Origin of the sequence: Acinetobacter sp. HR7 (genome assembly GCF_000773685.1) — a bacterium.
Classification (GTDB): domain Bacteria; phylum Pseudomonadota; class Gammaproteobacteria; order Pseudomonadales; family Moraxellaceae; genus Acinetobacter; species Acinetobacter thermotolerans.
The window spans coordinates 1-14,994 of record NZ_JPQO01000173.1 but is presented as its reverse complement, the minus strand read 5'-3'; the positions used below and the strand labels follow the sequence as shown (position 1 = coordinate 14,994).

16 protein-coding genes and 2 pseudogenes are annotated in these 14,994 nt (G+C 45.9%); 8 read left to right on the top strand and 10 right to left on the bottom strand.

Features of this window, described 5'->3' with window-relative positions; translation table 11 throughout:
* Positions 1-24 precede the first annotated feature (24 nt).
* The 4 genes from GW12_RS09295 (at position 25) to GW12_RS09280 (ending at position 3,294) form a co-directional block, all read left to right on the top strand.
* Entirely contained in the window at positions 25-981 is a 957-nt protein-coding gene (locus tag GW12_RS09295; protein WP_034586741.1) for an RsiV family protein, read from the top strand.
* Positions 978-1,796 (top strand): TatD family hydrolase, encoded by an 819-nt coding sequence (locus GW12_RS09290; RefSeq protein WP_034586738.1) that lies wholly within the window; start codon positions 978-980, stop codon positions 1,794-1,796. The genes GW12_RS09295 and GW12_RS09290 overlap by 4 nt, the downstream gene beginning before the upstream one ends.
* Before the next feature lie 122 nt (positions 1,797-1,918).
* Positions 1,919-2,725 carry an enoyl-ACP reductase gene (locus GW12_RS09285; protein WP_034586734.1) on the top strand — a complete coding sequence of 269 codons (807 nt, stop codon included), beginning with the start codon at positions 1,919-1,921 and terminating at the stop codon, positions 2,723-2,725.
* Positions 2,726-2,898: 173 nt separating this feature from the next.
* Positions 2,899-3,294: a cytochrome b562 gene (locus GW12_RS09280; RefSeq protein ID WP_034586731.1), complete on the top strand. Its 396-nt coding sequence runs from the start codon at positions 2,899-2,901 to the stop codon at positions 3,292-3,294.
* A 62-nt stretch (positions 3,295-3,356) separates the two neighbouring features.
* Here GW12_RS09280 and secB read toward each other — a convergent pair whose 3' ends face one another.
* The 4 genes from secB to rsgA all read right to left on the bottom strand — a co-directional run bounded on the left by secB (position 3,357) and on the right by rsgA (position 5,692).
* Positions 3,357-3,815, bottom strand: coding sequence for a protein-export chaperone SecB (secB, locus tag GW12_RS09275; protein ID WP_034586722.1), 459 nt, complete (start codon positions 3,813-3,815; stop codon positions 3,357-3,359).
* A gap of 38 nt (positions 3,816-3,853) precedes the next feature.
* Positions 3,854-4,108 (bottom strand): glutaredoxin 3, encoded by a 255-nt coding sequence (grxC, locus tag GW12_RS09270; RefSeq protein ID WP_034586720.1) that lies wholly within the window; start codon positions 4,106-4,108, stop codon positions 3,854-3,856.
* A gap of 23 nt (positions 4,109-4,131) precedes the next feature.
* Positions 4,132-4,539, bottom strand: coding sequence for a rhodanese-like domain-containing protein (locus GW12_RS09265; RefSeq protein WP_034586717.1), 408 nt, complete (start codon positions 4,537-4,539; stop codon positions 4,132-4,134).
* 94 nt (positions 4,540-4,633) lie between these two features.
* Positions 4,634-5,692, bottom strand: a complete 1,059-nt coding sequence (rsgA, locus tag GW12_RS09260; protein ID WP_034586714.1) for a small ribosomal subunit biogenesis GTPase RsgA — start codon at positions 5,690-5,692, stop codon at positions 4,634-4,636.
* Positions 5,693-5,816: 124 nt separating this feature from the next.
* Here rsgA and orn point away from each other — a divergent pair, with 124 nt between their 5' ends.
* On the top strand, positions 5,817-6,371 hold the full coding sequence (gene orn, locus GW12_RS09255; protein WP_034586712.1) for an oligoribonuclease: 555 nt from the start codon (positions 5,817-5,819) through the stop codon (positions 6,369-6,371).
* 34 nt (positions 6,372-6,405) lie between these two features.
* Here the strand turns inward: orn and GW12_RS09250 are convergent, their stop codons facing one another.
* Entirely contained in the window at positions 6,406-6,654 is a 249-nt protein-coding gene (locus GW12_RS09250) for a hypothetical protein (RefSeq protein ID WP_034586710.1), read from the bottom strand.
* A 197-nt stretch (positions 6,655-6,851) separates the two neighbouring features.
* On the opposite strand from GW12_RS09250, the gene GW12_RS09245 reads away from it, so the two are divergent.
* The gene (locus GW12_RS09245) at positions 6,852-7,622 is read left to right on the top strand and encodes a ThiF family adenylyltransferase (protein WP_034586708.1); all 771 of its coding nucleotides are present in this window, start codon (positions 6,852-6,854) and stop codon (positions 7,620-7,622) included.
* A gap of 99 nt (positions 7,623-7,721) precedes the next feature.
* Positions 7,722-8,681 (top strand): annotated as a pseudogene (locus GW12_RS16230) (tetratricopeptide repeat protein); the annotation flags it as partial.
* Here GW12_RS16230 and GW12_RS16225 read toward each other — a convergent pair.
* Positions 8,672-8,719 carry a KxYKxGKxW signal peptide domain-containing protein gene (locus GW12_RS16225; RefSeq protein ID WP_227504158.1) on the bottom strand — a complete coding sequence of 16 codons (48 nt, stop codon included), beginning with the start codon at positions 8,717-8,719 and terminating at the stop codon, positions 8,672-8,674. The pseudogene GW12_RS16230 and the gene GW12_RS16225 sit on opposite strands and share 10 nt — an antisense overlap.
* Positions 8,720-8,828: 109 nt before the next feature.
* On the opposite strand from GW12_RS16225, the gene GW12_RS16220 reads away from it, so the two are divergent.
* Positions 8,829-9,557: a tetratricopeptide repeat protein gene (locus GW12_RS16220; RefSeq protein WP_375730991.1), complete on the top strand. Its 729-nt coding sequence runs from the start codon at positions 8,829-8,831 to the stop codon at positions 9,555-9,557.
* Positions 9,558-9,600: 43 nt separating this feature from the next.
* Here the strand turns inward: GW12_RS16220 and GW12_RS09235 are convergent, their stop codons facing one another.
* From GW12_RS09235 to GW12_RS09220, 4 genes and pseudogenes are all read right to left on the bottom strand, one after another.
* The gene (locus GW12_RS09235; protein ID WP_034586701.1) at positions 9,601-11,031 is read right to left on the bottom strand and encodes an efflux transporter outer membrane subunit; all 1,431 of its coding nucleotides are present in this window, start codon (positions 11,029-11,031) and stop codon (positions 9,601-9,603) included.
* Positions 11,032-11,041: 10 nt separating this feature from the next.
* Entirely contained in the window at positions 11,042-13,018 is a 1,977-nt protein-coding gene (locus tag GW12_RS09230) for a MacB family efflux pump subunit (protein ID WP_034586698.1), read from the bottom strand.
* 2 nt (positions 13,019-13,020) lie between these two features.
* Positions 13,021-14,385, bottom strand: a complete 1,365-nt coding sequence (locus GW12_RS09225; RefSeq protein WP_034586696.1) for an efflux RND transporter periplasmic adaptor subunit — start codon at positions 14,383-14,385, stop codon at positions 13,021-13,023.
* A 277-nt stretch (positions 14,386-14,662) separates the two neighbouring features.
* Positions 14,663-14,974, bottom strand: a pseudogene (locus GW12_RS09220) (transposase family protein); the annotation flags it as partial.
* Between the last annotated feature and the right edge of the window lie 20 nt (positions 14,975-14,994).

Below are 14,994 nucleotides of genomic sequence, written 5' to 3'. Positions count from 1 at the left end.
TGATGTACAACAAAAGGTTATGTAATGCCAAAATATAACAAGATATTCGGCCTCTCCCTACTGGCAACAGCAATTTTGCTAACGGCCTGCCAGCCGCGGGAAAAGCAAGCAAAGGAAGTGACTCCAGCTGATACGGTACAAACACAGCCTGAAATTGCCCAGCTTAAGGGGCAAACAGAAAAACTGAACCTGGACATTCCTGAATGTGATGGCAAGAACTGCCCGGAAATTAGCATTGAACGCCTCAACAGTAACCAGCCTTTTATTGACCAGTTTATCGATCAACAGATTTTGGCACAATTACAAAGTATCTTAAATGCGGGCGCGATTGTTCCTGCCAAGGTTGAAGTCGCCAGTGAACCAGAAGCTGATGAAACTTCAGCTTCAGATGCGGCACCTAAACCACAATTGAGTGCACGCCAGAAACTGGAAAAACAGGCGCAACCCTATATGCAGACTTTCCTGAATCTGGATAAAGAGCTGAAAGACCTCAGTGCCAATCACAGTATCAGCCTGATGATCAAGCCGAAAATTCTCAATCCAGGTGCACCATTGGCCACGGTGGTGTTGAACAGTACCCATTATCTGGGCGGGGCACATGGTTCAACTGCACAGAACTATTACAACTTTGATCTGGACAGAAAAAAGCTGGTCAAACTGGACGATATTATTCTGCCAAATAAGAAAGCCCAGCTCGAAGCTAAAGCCCATGAGGTCTTTAAAACCTGGGTGATTGATTCGCAACTGGCGACTGATATCAAAGAATATGAACAGGCCTGGAAATTTAAGCTCACAGATAATTTTTTCCTGACCAAAGATGGTTTAGCTTTGCAATATGCTGAATATGAAATCGGGCCATATGTCGTTGGCCTACCGCGCCTGAATATCCCGTTTAGTGAGCTGGAGGGAATTATTAAACCGGAATATCTGCCGAAAAGTGAACAGGCAGCAGCTTCGGAAGCCAAAGCGAACGCAAAATGACGTTGAAACTGTTTGATACCCATACCCACTTTGATGTTCCCGATTTTGACCATGATCGGGAGCAGCTAGCTTATGCAGCGAAAAAAGCCGGGGTAGAGGGGCTGGTTCTGATCGGCTTTTTACAGCGACGTTTTCAGGACCTGATTCAAACTCAGCATTTTGTGAATAGTTTAGAAAATGCACCACATAGCTATCTAGCACCGGGACTACATCCTTTTTATATTGAAGAACATCAACAGCAACATTTGCAGGCTCTGGAACAGATTTTAAAAACCGAAGACTGTATTGCGATCGGTGAAATTGGTTTGGATACCTTTCTGAAACAGTATAAACAACCGGAAATTTTCCAGAAACAGAAAGACTTTTTTGCTGCACAGCTTGAACTCGCACAGCAATATGACAAGCCGGTTTTGCTGCATATCCGTAAATCGCATGCTGATGTGCTAAAGATATTGAAAGAACATCAATTCCAGCAGGGTGGGATTGCTCATGCCTTTGGTGGTGGAATTGAAGAAGCCAAAGCTTTCATCAAGTTAGGTTTTAAACTGGGAATTACGGGGCAGATTACTAATCCAAATGCCAAGAAATTGCATCAGGTGGTACAAACCGTTGGGGCAGAGCATCTGGTATTGGAAACTGATTGTCCAGACATGACGCCATTATGCTGTCAGCATTCGACTGAACAGCGTACACGGAATACGCCGGTGAATCTGCCTTATGTGCTGCAAGGACTGGCACATAGCCTGCTCATGCATCCAGAGGAGCTGGCGGAACAGCTGTGGCAGAATACCCAGCAGGCTCTAGCATTATCTTGATAGATTTTTGTCAGAAAATAGAGCTGTTTATTTATCGAGAATGAAAAAAAGATGCATTATGCAATTTCTAAAATGTTTCAGACTTGGCATCATGCCTATAAATTATTTTGAGTGAGATTCACATGGCACAAGGACTTTTGGCGGGTAAGCGCTTTCTGATCGCAGGTATTGCAAGTAAGTTATCGATTGCGTTTGGTATTGCACAGGCATTACATCGTGAAGGTGCAGAACTTGCATTTACCTATCCAAATGAAAAATTGAAAAAACGTGTAGATGAGTTTGCTGCACAGTTTGGTTCTGAACTGGTTTTTCCTTGTGATGTGGCAGTTGATGCAGAAATTGAAAATGCTTTTGCTGAACTGGCAAAACACTGGGATGGTTTAGATGGCGTGGTGCACTCAATTGGTTTTGCTCCTGCACATACTTTAGATGGTGATTTCACTGAAGTGACCGATCGTGAAGGCTTTAAAATCGCGCATGACATCAGTGCTTACAGCTTTATCGCCATGGCGCGTGCGGCAAAACCTTTATTGGCTGCGCGTCAAGGTTGCCTGTTGACGTTGACTTACCAAGGTTCTGAACGTGTCATGCCGAACTACAATGTGATGGGTTTGGCGAAAGCTTCTCTGGAAGCTGGTGTGCGTTATCTGGCATCTAGTCTCGGTGCTGAAGGCATTCGTGTCAATGCCATCTCTGCGGGTCCAATCCGTACTTTAGCTGCATCTGGTATCAAATCTTTCCGTAAAATGCTGGACCTGAATGAAAAAGTGGCTCCGCTTAAACGTAATGTGACCATTGAAGATGTGGGTAACGCTGCGCTGTTCCTATGCTCTCCATGGGCAAATGGGATTACTGGTGAAATCCTGTATGTCGATGCGGGTTACAATACTGTCGGTATGAGCGCTGAGTTGATGCTAGATGCAGAATAAGTTCTTTTAAAAAGACTTATACTGAACAAAGAAACCCCTCAATTGAGGGGTTTTTATTTTGATTCTAATTTGCCAGTATTTAAGTCTGATGACGTTCGGTGAAGGGGACAATTTATCTTTAAAAAAATTCTCTTTAAAATGCTTAAAACAAAGCACAATTCAGGATAACAAACATGATAAAAATAATTTTACTTAGTACCGTTTTAGTCACAGGACTCGCTGTAGGGTCAACAGCAATTGCAGCGGAAGAGCATCAGCATTACAGCATGCGTGATCTGGATCAGAACCTTAAAAAATTCAGAGCTGCGGATGATGTGAAAGAAGCCTTAGCAGCCCTACAGGTCATGCAGAAATCAGTAGAAAGCTATAAATCTCATTTACCTGCCGGATTGCAAAAGCTGAAATCTGAAGATGCTCAAGTCATTGCTTATCAGGGATTGCTGAATGATCTTCTTAAAGAGATTCAGCAGGCAGAACAGTTAGTAGCCGCTAATCAGCTGGAAGAAGCTCAAAATAAATCTATGAAAATGGATGCGATTAAAAAGCAGGGGCATAAAGCTTTTAAATAATTTTTAAATAGGAAATAAAAAAGACCGCAATGGCGGTCTTCTTCTTGCTTGGGCTTAAGCGATTAAGCTTGACCTTCAGCCGCAGCAGCTTGTGCACGTTGCATATTTGCTTCAAATTCAGCATCGAAGTTGATAGGAGTTAACAGCAGTTGCGGGAAGCTGCCTTTAGTTACCAAGTCATTTACTGCTTCACGCAGGAACGGGAACAGAATATTCGGGCAGTATGCACCAAGGATGTATGGCAGACGCTCTTCTTCAACGCCGTCAATCAGGAAAATCCCTGCTTGAGTCACGTCAACGATAAATGCAGTATCATTGTCATTGTTCGCCTGTACAACCACTTTCAGTGCAACTTCGAAGTGAGTTGGATCAATCTTTTCTGCAGAAGAAGACAGGTTAATGTTCAGCTCAGGCTGCCATTGTTTAGTAAAAACTTGTGCCCCAGGTACTTCAAAAGAAATGTCTTTAGTATAAATACGCTCTAATGCCAGTTGTGGTTGAGCTTGTTGTTCTTCACTCATTCTTTAATCCTTAATAATTGAAGTGATAATTAAACCGATTAAGCTAATAATTCGTCGAGTTTGCCTTCACGCTCTAGCGCATAAAGCTGGTCAAAACCACCGATGAATTGATCATTAATAAAAATTTGCGGCACAGTACGGTGATTGGTACGCTGCATCAAGTCTAGACGAACCTGTGGATCTTCTTTAGACAGATTGATTTCTTTGTATTCCACACCTTTACGCTCAAGGAGCTGTTTTGCACGAATGCAGTAAGGGCACACAGTCGTTGAATAGATAATGACTTCAGCCATGAGTAAATCTCCTGATCGTAAATTTATTTACTTTTTACCAGTGGTAAGCCTTGGGCTTTCCAGTTGCTGATTCCGCCATCAAGACGGTAGCTGTCTGCATGACCGACTTGTTGCAGCGCAGCACCCGCTACCTGACCTAAGTTGCAGATAAATACCAATGGGCGATCCGCAGTTTTTAACTCTTCGAGATGTTTGGTAATTTGGCTGTATGGAATGTTGCGGCTACCGCTGATATGGCCTTCACGGAAATCTTTGGCATCACGCAGGTCAATCAGCATGGCATTTTTTGCCTTAACCAGAATCCCCAAAGATTGTGGAGAAATTTTACGACCGTTACGTTGACCTTCGAGAATGAAGAACAAAACTACCAGTATTGCAAGTGCACCAAACAGGAAGGGGTGATTCCCCATAAACTCGAACCAACGTTCCACAATTCACCTAATTACAATTTCAAAAATTGCCAAGAGTATAGCCTATAAATATGGTGATCAAAATCACCGCTTCAAGGGGCAGGCCTGAAGAATCTCAATTTTTTTGCTGCGCTTCCGTGATTTCATCAATCAGACGCAAATAACTGTCCAGACGACGCTGCAGGATTTCACCATTTTCGACCGCCTGTTTTAAGGCACAGTTACGTTCATGTTTATGCGTGCAGTTGCGGAACTGGCAATGTCCGAGCAGGTTTTCGATTTCTGGAAAACCGCTTTGCACCTTATCCAAAGTCAGATGCCACAGACCAAATTCACGAATCCCCGGAGAGTCGATTAGCGCTGCACCATCACCGAAAGGAATCAGGCGAGTAGAAGTCGTGGTGTGCTGACCCAACGCCGAATTTTCAGAAATAATGTTGGTCTTCTGTTCAGCATCCGGCACGATGGCATTGATGAGGGTACTTTTACCCACGCCAGACTGACCCACAAAAGCCACAGTTTCATCTTTCAGACGCGCGGTGAGTTCTGACAAATCTGAACCAGACTGGGTTTGCATGACTTCATAGCCCAGATCTTTATATTCTTTAAGCAGGTCCAGAATCGGATCATTTTCCTTAAGCAGATCTGATTTATTCAGCACCAGAAGTGCTGGAATTTCCGCATCGGCACAGGCCACCAGATAGCGGTCAATCAGACCCGGTGCAGGTTCTGGTAAAGGCGCAAATACAATCACGATCAGGGAAATATTGGCGGCAACCGGTTTGACCTTGTGATAACGGTCAGGACGGGTCAGCAGGGATTTGCGCGGATGAATCGCAGTAATAATGCCGAGTCCGGTATTTGGATCAGCCTGCCACTTGACTCGGTCACCCGTCACCAGTAATTCCAGATTGGTTCGGGTATGGCAACGCCAGACGCTGCCCAGCTCGATTTCTTTCCAGAACGGTTCCGGTTCGCCTTCAGCCACTACCGGTTTTTCAGGATGCTGTTCAGGAACCGAGAGTGCCTGGACCTCAAGCTGGCGGCCATAGTGTTGTACGACCAGTCCTTCTAGGTCTTGAGAGGTATCAATCTCTTCCTGACGTGTTTTGTGCTGTTTTTGAATACGACGCTGTTGTTGCTCGGTTAAACGACGTTTACGTATTAAAGCCATTCAAATCCTAAAAAACCATGGGAGCGAGATGGCAAAAATAGCATGAAGCAGGGTGTCAGTTACAGCATTGGGGCGATAAATTTGCTACTATAAATGTTTTATAGCCTAATAAGATTGCACATTTATGAGCAGCACACCGGATAGCCGCCTGATTTGGATTGACCTGGAAATGACAGGTCTGGACACTGATAATGACCAGATTATTGAAGTTGCAACGATTGTGACGGATGACAATTTAAATATTCTTGCCGAAGGCCCGGTGCTTGCCGTTCATCAACCGGACCGTATTTTAAATGCCATGGATGAATGGAATACCCGTCAGCATGGTCAGTCTGGCCTGATTGAACGTGTGCGCCGTAGTAAATTAACTGCACAAGATGCAGAACGCGAAACCATTGAATTCCTGGAAAAATGGGTGAATCCAAAAGTCTCACCAATGTGTGGTAACTCGATCTGTCAGGACCGTCGCTTCCTGCACCGACTAATGCCTGAACTGGAACAATATTTCCATTACCGTAATCTGGACGTATCTTCAGTGAAAGAATTGGCAAAACGCTGGCGCCCGGAAATCATGAGCGGTCTGAAGAAAAATGCTTCGCATCTGGCGATGGATGATATCCGTGATTCAATTGCCGAACTGAAATACTATCGTGAATATTTCTTTATTATGAATAAATAATCCGAACAGTGAAAAAGAGGCGTAAGCCTCTTTTTTATTTGCTTGCAGGAAGTTTCTTGCGATAAAAGTTTTCGCTGCTCTCAAACAGTACCCAGGTCAGAAGCACCAACGCAAGATGGGTCTGGGTTTCATATTGATCGAAGACAATCAAAGTAAAGAGTCCCAATGTGAGTAAGCGGATCATGATACTTAAATAATAATTTTTCTGTTTTTTGAAGGCCAAGCTATAAAGAGATAGTAGGAACAGCACAACCATCAGGGCAAAAAGGGCGTTAAATAGCATGCTGATCTGACTCCCTTTTTTACAGTGATTATTGAAAAAATCGAGTTATTGAAATGATGGTAATTTGGTCAAGTTTAAGCTGTTTATGGATAGCATAAGAGTGTTTTTTGAACAGGTTTTGTATCTGAATTTTAGTGGCAGTCAACAGGCGGTGAATTTGCTAAAATGCCCCGGTGTTTGATTGTGAAAGATGACCTATGACTGATCTCCTGCAAGATGATGAATATGACCGCCGCTTTGCCGGTGTCGCCAAGATTTATGGTGAGGACAACTTTCATCATTATGAGCAAAGTCATGTGATGGTGATCGGGATTGGCGGGGTGGGGTCTTGGGCAGTTGAAGCCTTGGCACGTACCGGCATTGGTGAACTGACTTTAGTGGATATGGATGTGGTTGCGGCTTCCAACATCAACCGTCAATTACCCGCGATGACCACGACACTGGGGCATGAAAAGATTGAAGTGATGGCAGAACGTTGTCGTGCTATCAATCCGCGTATCAAGATCAATCTGGTGGACGATTATCTGACCCCGGAAAATGTCAAAGAAATTCTGGCGGGTCAGCCGGACATCATTCTGGACTGTATCGATGATGTCAAAGCCAAATTGGCGCTGATGCTGCATTGCCGCTTTAACAAGATTCCGCTGATTGTCTCTGGTGGGGCAGGTGGCAAATTGGACCCACTCAAAATTCGTGTGGCAGATTTATCTAAAACTGAGCAGGATCCAATGCTGGCCAAATTGCGTGCCCAGTTACGCAGTAAAGGTATCTGCAAAAAGCCAAAAGAAAAATTCGGCATCACTTGTGTTTATTCGATTGATAATCCATTCTCCAGCGCTGAGGTGTGTCCAAGTGCCGGTCTGCGCTGTGGGGGCTATGGTTCGGCAGTCGTGGTCACTTCCAGCTTCGCTATGGTGGCAGTCTCTGAAGTCCTAAAAAAACTGGATGCCAAGCGGGCAAAAGCCTGATTCAGAAAATAAAAAAAGCACAGTCTCTGTGCTTTTTTTATGTCTGCGTTTAGAATGAAATTTATATTTGCATAACAAAAACAAAATTGGGGAACAGCGATGTGGTTCTTACTGGTACTGATTTTGGGGATCGTGGCTTTGGGTATCTGGATGTGGAAACGTCCGGATCCGGTGACACGAGATCAGGCCCGCGCGGTACAGCATGACCTGTGGATTGAACAGATTGAGGCACAGCTCAAACTTGCAGATCGCTTGTGTTTGGATACGCAGCAGCCGAATTATGAGCGTGCCTATCAGATTTATCAGGATCTGGCGCAGCAGCAGGATCTTCCACAAGCCTATATGGGCATGGGGCTGATGCAGCTCAAAGGTCAGGGCCGTCCGCAAAGCATCGAAAATGCTATCAGTCTGTTGGAAAATGCTTATCGTCTTGGTAGTGATGAAGCCGCCTATCATCTGGGACAGATTTATGATGGCAACCGTTATCAATGTCAGGATCAGGAAAAGGCACTGTACTGGTACCGTCATGCGGTAGCACGCGGAAATCTGGAAGCCCAGTACCGAATTACCGAACTCTCTGAACAGGATCATGCTGCGGCTGAGCAGCATCGCTTGCAGTTACTGATTCAAAATGCCGAACAGGGGCATGCAGGATCGCAATATCAATTAGCCCGGCATTTTTTGGCGGATACTGCAGCACGAGATTTGAGTCTGGGGATTCATTATCTGTTTCAGGCGGCGCAACAGGATCATCCGGAAGCGACTCAACAGATTGCTGAGCTGTATGCTCAAGGAAATATCCTGCCGCAGGATCAGGCACAGGCACTACGTTTTATCAAACAGCGCATCAATCTCGGTGATCAGGATGGCTTGTACGATTACTATGCCGGTGTGCTACTGGGTATGGTTGATGTGGATCAGCGCCAGCGTGTGCTGCAGCATTTGCAGCAACAGTCCTATGAGCATAAAGATGCTCAGGCCAAAACATTGCTTGGCTTGGCTTATTTTCATGGCTGGTTTGTCGATAAGAACGAAACCATGGCTTTCCGCTACTGGAGCGAAGCGGCGAATAGCCAGTTTGTTCCAGCTTTATGCATCATTGCCGCGCTGTATTATGAATCTTATCTGATAGCCCCAGAACCTGAAAAAGCTTTTGGCCTGTATCAGGCTGCATATGAGCTTGATCCACAATATTTCTATGGCCAGATGGGCTTGGCATTGTGCTATTTGAATGGCATTGGGACAGTCAAAGATACCGCCAAAGCGACCCAGATGATTCAGCAAGTGGCAGAGCAGCATTGGAATATCACAGCTAAGAGCGATGCTGATCTGACCTATGTGGTCGGCCGTTTCTATAGCCAGTCAAAATACCCGTTACCAACCCGTGAAAAAGCGATTCAATACCTGAATCAGGCGGTGAATAAAGGTTCAGCTGAGGCGGCTTGGTATTTATATCAGGCACTGTCTGGTGTGTATCCTGTATTTACGGTAGATGTAGCACAGGCCAAACGTTATCTACATCAGGCGGCACAATTGGGACATGCTCAGGCACAGGCGACTTTAGGGGGGATGTACCTGAAAGGTGAAGGTGTAGAAAAACAGGACACCAGCTTGGGGCTAAATTATTTAAAACAGGCGGCTGCACAGCATAATGCTATTGCTTTAAATGCTTTGGGCGAAGCCTTGGAACAAGGCATTGGTGTAGACGTGAATCTGGATCAGGCGATTCAGCTTTATCATCAGGCTGCAGCCTTGGCCAATGCCGATGCCTATAGTCATCTTGGGCGTCTTTATACAAAAGGCATTGGGGTAGAACGTAATGTGGCAACGGCACGTAAATGGCTGGAAAGAGGAGCATTGTTAGGGCATAAAGCTTCACAGGAACAGCTGAATAATTTAAATGCCTATCTGCAGATGAAAAACAGTCTGGTATAAAAAACGCTGCCTAGGCAGCGATTTTTTATGGAGAGAAATAAACTTATTGTGGTAATTGCTTGATTGGACTACCACCGAGTGCCTGCATCAGGGTCACATAAGCGTTGTATTGGCTCTGACGGGTTTGCACCAGATTCAAACGCGCATTACGTGTGGTTTCCTGTGCATCCAGCAGGTTTTTCAGTGCGACCGCACCATTACGATAACGTACTTCAGTCAGACGTTCAGTCTTTTCAGCCAGTTCGACGTTGCGACGTTGCAGTTCAACCTGCTTGCTCAGCTCAGTCCGATTCGACAACGCATTTTCCACATCGGCAAAGGCTTCGTATATGGTCTGGCGATATTGCAGAATCGCTTTCTCATATTCCAACTCATTTACCTTTAGGTCACGCTTCATGTCATTCCATTGCAGGAATGGCAGGGTCAAACCAGCCCCCAATGTCGCGACCGGATTTTTTAATGCATCGGTTAATGAAGTATTTGCACCGACACCAACTCCCGTAGATAAAGCTCCGGTTAGGCTGATCGACGGATAGTAGCTGGCTTTGTTGGCATCCTTAGTAGCTAAGGCTTTACGCAGACGTAATTCCGCTGCATTCAGATCTGGACGACGTGACAGTAGGCTAGCTGGCAGACCTGCTTCAATGGAAGGCAGGGCGATTACCGGCAGGCGTTGAGGTTCTTGAATATTTAGCTGTTGTACTGGCATATTCAGTAACGCTGCCAGTGCAGTACGGGTTTCCACGCGTTGCTGTTCAATCTGGCTTAAAGTCGATTGCTGGCTTTGAATGGCCTGTTCGGCTTGGTTCAGGTCTAGCCCTGAAACCGCACCGGCACGATATTGTACGCGAACCAGATCATAGGTTTTTTGTGCAGTTGCCAGGTTTTGCTGAACTACACCATAACGTTCATTTAGATAACCGAGCTGCCAGTACAGTTGTGCCGTCGTACCAATCAAGCTTTGCGCAGTAGCCTGCAGATCCTGTTCAGTTGCCAGTGCTTCCCAGCGCGCTGCTTCTGTCTGGTTCGCCAGTTTGCCAAACAGGTCCAGCTCATAACTTAAGCCCGGATAGCCAATCGAAATACCGCTAGAGCGATCACCGTCGCCATCTAAGCTAAACTGATGCCCTGTTGAGATACGAGCATCTCCAACTCGCATGCCTTGCTGGCTTTGTGTTTGTTTAGCCTGAATCCGTGCCTGTTGCAGGTTAATCCCGGCAACCGCCAGGTTGGTATTACGGGCCAATACTTCTTCGACCAGCGCATTCAGTTGTGAATCTCTAAACAGGGTCCACCAGCGATCCGCCATGACATCAGCATGGACTTTCTGGCTGGTTGCCGCAGTATTGTTCTGGAAACTGCCCGGAACGGCTAAGCTTGGCTGTTCATAAGGTGTTTTCACTACAGTTGCACAACCAACCAGCGAGCTCCCAAGCAGCAGGGCACTGGCAAGTCTGGTTAAATTCATTTGCATATCAGATTCCTTATTCTCGGGAGAGGGCATCAACAGGGTTGAGGCGGGCTGCGTTACGTGCCGGAATAAAACCAAACACGATACCAATTAGGCTTGAGCAGACAAAAGCGGCGACAATCGACGTGGTCGAGTAAGCCATCTGGAAGCTACCACCGGCAAACTTGGTAATCAGCTGACCGATACCGAGGGACAGCAGAACCCCCAAAATACCACCAAGGATACATACCAATACTGCTTCAATCAGGAACTGTTGCAGAATGTCACTCTGACGGGCACCAACGGCCATACGTACGCCGATTTCCTGAGTGCGTTCAGTGACAGATACCAGCATGATATTCATCACCCCGATACCGCCAACGACCAGTGAAATCACCGCGATTGCGGAGATCAGCAGGGTCATGGTTTGTGTGGTCTGCTGAATGGTTTCACGGATACTGTCGGCATTCTGGGTAAATACGTCCTGTGCACCGTGGCGTTGTACCAGCAAATTCAGAATCGCATTTTCCGCGGCAGCGCTCGGATATTCGTCCTTAATCCGCACAATGATCTGGCGGACATTGGATTGCCCCAGCATACGGCTCATCACGGTAGAATAAGGCAGATACACATTCAGCGTATCATTGCTACCCATCATACCGGCTTGTGCATCCACAATGCCAATAATACGACTCGGTACACTGCCCAGCAGAATCACCTGACCGATAGGATTGGAACCATCGGTAAAGAAAGTCTTTTGGGTATTGGTATCAATGACCACATCCTGTGCCTGTTCACGCACGCTTTCTTTGTCAAAAGGTTGGCCGGATTTAAAGGTCATGCCTTTGACGTAGAAGAAATCTTCACTGACACCATTGACGGTGGTGGAGGCTTCAATTTCTTTAAAACGCCCGGTGACACTGCTATTGACTGAGGGGCTGACGCCATCAACATAAGGCTGTTCTGCCAGCGCATCGGCATCGGCTGGAATCAGGGTCTTGGCCTGAGAGGATCGTGAATTATCCCCGAAGCCCCGGCCCTGGAATACGGTAATGGTATTGGTGCCCAGACTGCTGATATTTTCCAGAATCTGCTTTTGTGAACCATTACCCAGTGCCACTACCGAAACAACCGAGGCAATACCGATGATAATCCCGAGCATGGTCAGGAAGGTGCGCATACGGTGGGCATTCATGGCCAGTAGCGCCATACGGAAGGCTTCGCCGAGACGGTCTACGGCAGAACGCCAGCTGGAAATTTTCTTCTGTTGATTACTGGCTAAGGTCTGCTTTTCAAAACCATCGTCGATTTCAGGGACATTCGGCTGGTCAGAAATAATATTCCCGTCAGAAATCTCGATGATGCGGGTCGCATTCTTGGCCACGTTATGGTCGTGCGTGACCAGAATAATGGTATGACCTTTGGCATTCAGTTCACGCAGAATGCGCATTACCTCAATACCACTGTTCTTGTCCAATGCACCGGTTGGTTCATCGGCCAGAATCACGTCACCGCCGTTCATTAGGGCACGGGCAATCGAAACACGCTGCTGCTGACCACCAGAAAGCTGGCTTGGACGGTTCTGGGTTTTTTCACCCAGTCCCAAATCAGTCAGCAATTTTACAGCACGCTCATGACGCTCATTGGTATCCGCACCTGCATAGATAGCAGGGACTTCCACGTTACCAGCTGCATTTAAATCACCCAGCAGGTGATAACGCTGGAAGATAAAACCAAAATATTCACGGCGTAACTGTGCCAGTTCATCGGCTTCCAGTTCCCGGGTTTCACGGCCTTTGACCTTATAGCTGCCGGAAGTCGGTTTATCCAGACAGCCAAGAATATTCATCAGGGTAGATTTACCCGAACCGGACTGGCCGACAATTGCGACCAGTTCACCCGGATAAATCTCCAGATTGACTCCTTTGAGAATCTGCACCGTGCTTTCACCCGCAGGGAATTCACGAATCAGGTTCTTGACCTCGAGCAGAGGTTGCTGTTGTTGATTCATGCTTACATTCTCATTGGGCCGGCGCCACCAGGACCACGGCCACCGCCGCCACGTTTTGCGCCATCATTTGAGGTATCCGAACCATCGGCAATCACGACTTGATCACCACGTTTTAGACCTTTGATCACTTGTGCAGTGACACGGTTGTTTAAGCCGATCAGCACAGGGGTCGGTTTAGCCGTACCATCTGGCTGTAATACACGTACCATGGCACGTTGTGCCTTACCCTGTTCAATCAGGGCACGTTCAGCATCAGAAAGTACCAAACGGGCAGGGCGGTCGCCGGCTGGACGTTCACCTTGAGGGGCATCACCACGGCCTTCGCCACGTGGACCAGCTTCACCGCGAGAGCCTTCACCACGATTTGGACGTTGTGGACGGTTTGAGCCTTGAATAGCAGCGGCTGGAATGGTCAGCACATTTTTCGCTTCATCCAGCACGATATATACCTGTGCGGTCATGTCGATACGCAGCTTGCCATCTTCGTTTGGCACATCAAACAGCGCGTTGTAGTACACGGCAGAACTTGAAGAAGAATTTGAAGTATTGGTTTCTGTATTAATTGAATTTGGCGCAGGTTCAACCTGACGTAGTTTAGCGTAAATTTTCTTTTCACTATTACCTAAAGTAGTGAAGTAAACCGTTTGACCTTCTTGCACTTTCATGACATCGGCTTCAGAAATTTCAGCCTTGATGGTCATGGTGTCGAGTTTTGCCAGTTTGACAATGGTTGGCGCGCTTTGATTGGCATTTACGGTCTGACCTTCTTCAGTCACGATCGCCACAATAGTGCCGTCCATCGGTGCCACGATCTGGGTATAACCGAGGTCTTCTTTCGCGGTTGCCAAGGTCAGGCGAGACTGTTCGATCTGGGCATTAATGGCCGCAATATCGGCCTGTGCAGTTTTGTAACTGGCCAATGCTGCTTCCAGTTCGGCACGTGAAGTTGCATCCTGTGCATACATGGCTTTTTGACGGTTATATTCAGCTTCAACCTTTGCCAGATTGGCCTGTTTTACTGCCAGTTGGGCCAGCTGGTTTTTAATGCTGGCTTCGGCAGTTTTCAGGTCATTTTCCTGACGCACAGAATCGATCTGGGCAATCAGCTGGCCTTGTTTCACCTGATCCCCCAGTTTGACGTACATCTTTTTCACCTGACCGGAAACCTGGGCACCTACGCTGACCATTTTGGTTGCTTCCAGGACACCGGTTGCCAGTACAGAGCTTTCAATATCACCTATGGTTGCTTCAGCAGTAATGTATTGAGGAGGTTGCTCTTTGGGCTTAAGGAAATACCAGCCTGCAGCAATAAGGGCGATGGCGATCACCGCGACCATGATCAGTTTTGTCGGTTTTATTTTGGGCATAGTGAACAGATTTCAGTCAAAGATATGGCAGTGATTATAAAAGGGAAATGAGGATAAAACGTGAATTCTTTTAACAAACAAGAATGATTATTATTTTAAATTTCTATTTTTAAAAAGAAAATTCTGTTATTCAATTCTCCCTTTTGATTTTTTATCACGATCATCTCTAAGTTAAACTGTATGCAATTAGTTTTATAAAATCTCTTCCATCGCGCTTGGTATTTATGTTTTTTATGAGAGCTTTATGTGAAATAGATTAGATCTCTTGCGAAAGTCGTTATTGCAAGTTCATCCGGTTTACCAGTGCAGCGATTAAGTTAATGCGTAAACCGAATCTTTTTCGTCTATTTCGATAGCGTTCACTTAGTATTCTAAATCTTTTCAATTGACTATTAATATGTTCGATTACAACTCGTATTTTTCCAATCATTTTATTGTAATTTTTCTCAGCATCAAATAAGGGGAAATTCTTCTTTTTCTTTATTGGCATCAATAATTTAAAGCCATCTTGCTCTAACCCATAGTACCCTAAATCGGTCATAACATAGTCACAATGTTTGAATTTCTTAACTGTTTTTTTTTTTTTTTTTTTATTTTTTTTTTATTCCC

Coding starts and splice junctions, on each gene's coding strand:
- GW12_RS09295 (WP_034586741.1), top strand. CDS start 25: ATGCCAAAATATAACAAGATATTCGGCCTCTCCCTACTGGCAACAGCA.
- GW12_RS09290 (WP_034586738.1), top strand. CDS start 978: ATGACGTTGAAACTGTTTGATACCCATACCCACTTTGATGTTCCCGAT.
- GW12_RS09285 (WP_034586734.1), top strand. CDS start 1,919: ATGGCACAAGGACTTTTGGCGGGTAAGCGCTTTCTGATCGCAGGTATT.
- GW12_RS09280 (WP_034586731.1), top strand. CDS start 2,899: ATGATAAAAATAATTTTACTTAGTACCGTTTTAGTCACAGGACTCGCT.
- secB (WP_034586722.1), bottom strand. CDS start 3,815: ATGAGTGAAGAACAACAAGCTCAACCACAACTGGCATTAGAGCGTATT.
- grxC (WP_034586720.1), bottom strand. CDS start 4,108: ATGGCTGAAGTCATTATCTATTCAACGACTGTGTGCCCTTACTGCATT.
- rsgA (WP_034586714.1), bottom strand. CDS start 5,692: ATGGCTTTAATACGTAAACGTCGTTTAACCGAGCAACAACAGCGTCGT.
- orn (WP_034586712.1), top strand. CDS start 5,817: ATGAGCAGCACACCGGATAGCCGCCTGATTTGGATTGACCTGGAAATG.
- GW12_RS09250 (WP_034586710.1), bottom strand. CDS start 6,654: ATGCTATTTAACGCCCTTTTTGCCCTGATGGTTGTGCTGTTCCTACTA.
- GW12_RS09245 (WP_034586708.1), top strand. CDS start 6,852: ATGACTGATCTCCTGCAAGATGATGAATATGACCGCCGCTTTGCCGGT.
- GW12_RS16220 (WP_375730991.1), top strand. CDS start 8,829: ATGGGCTTGGCATTGTGCTATTTGAATGGCATTGGGACAGTCAAAGAT.
- GW12_RS09235 (WP_034586701.1), bottom strand. CDS start 11,031: ATGCAAATGAATTTAACCAGACTTGCCAGTGCCCTGCTGCTTGGGAGC.
- GW12_RS09230 (WP_034586698.1), bottom strand. CDS start 13,018: ATGAATCAACAACAGCAACCTCTGCTCGAGGTCAAGAACCTGATTCGT.
- GW12_RS09225 (WP_034586696.1), bottom strand. CDS start 14,385: ATGCCCAAAATAAAACCGACAAAACTGATCATGGTCGCGGTGATCGCC.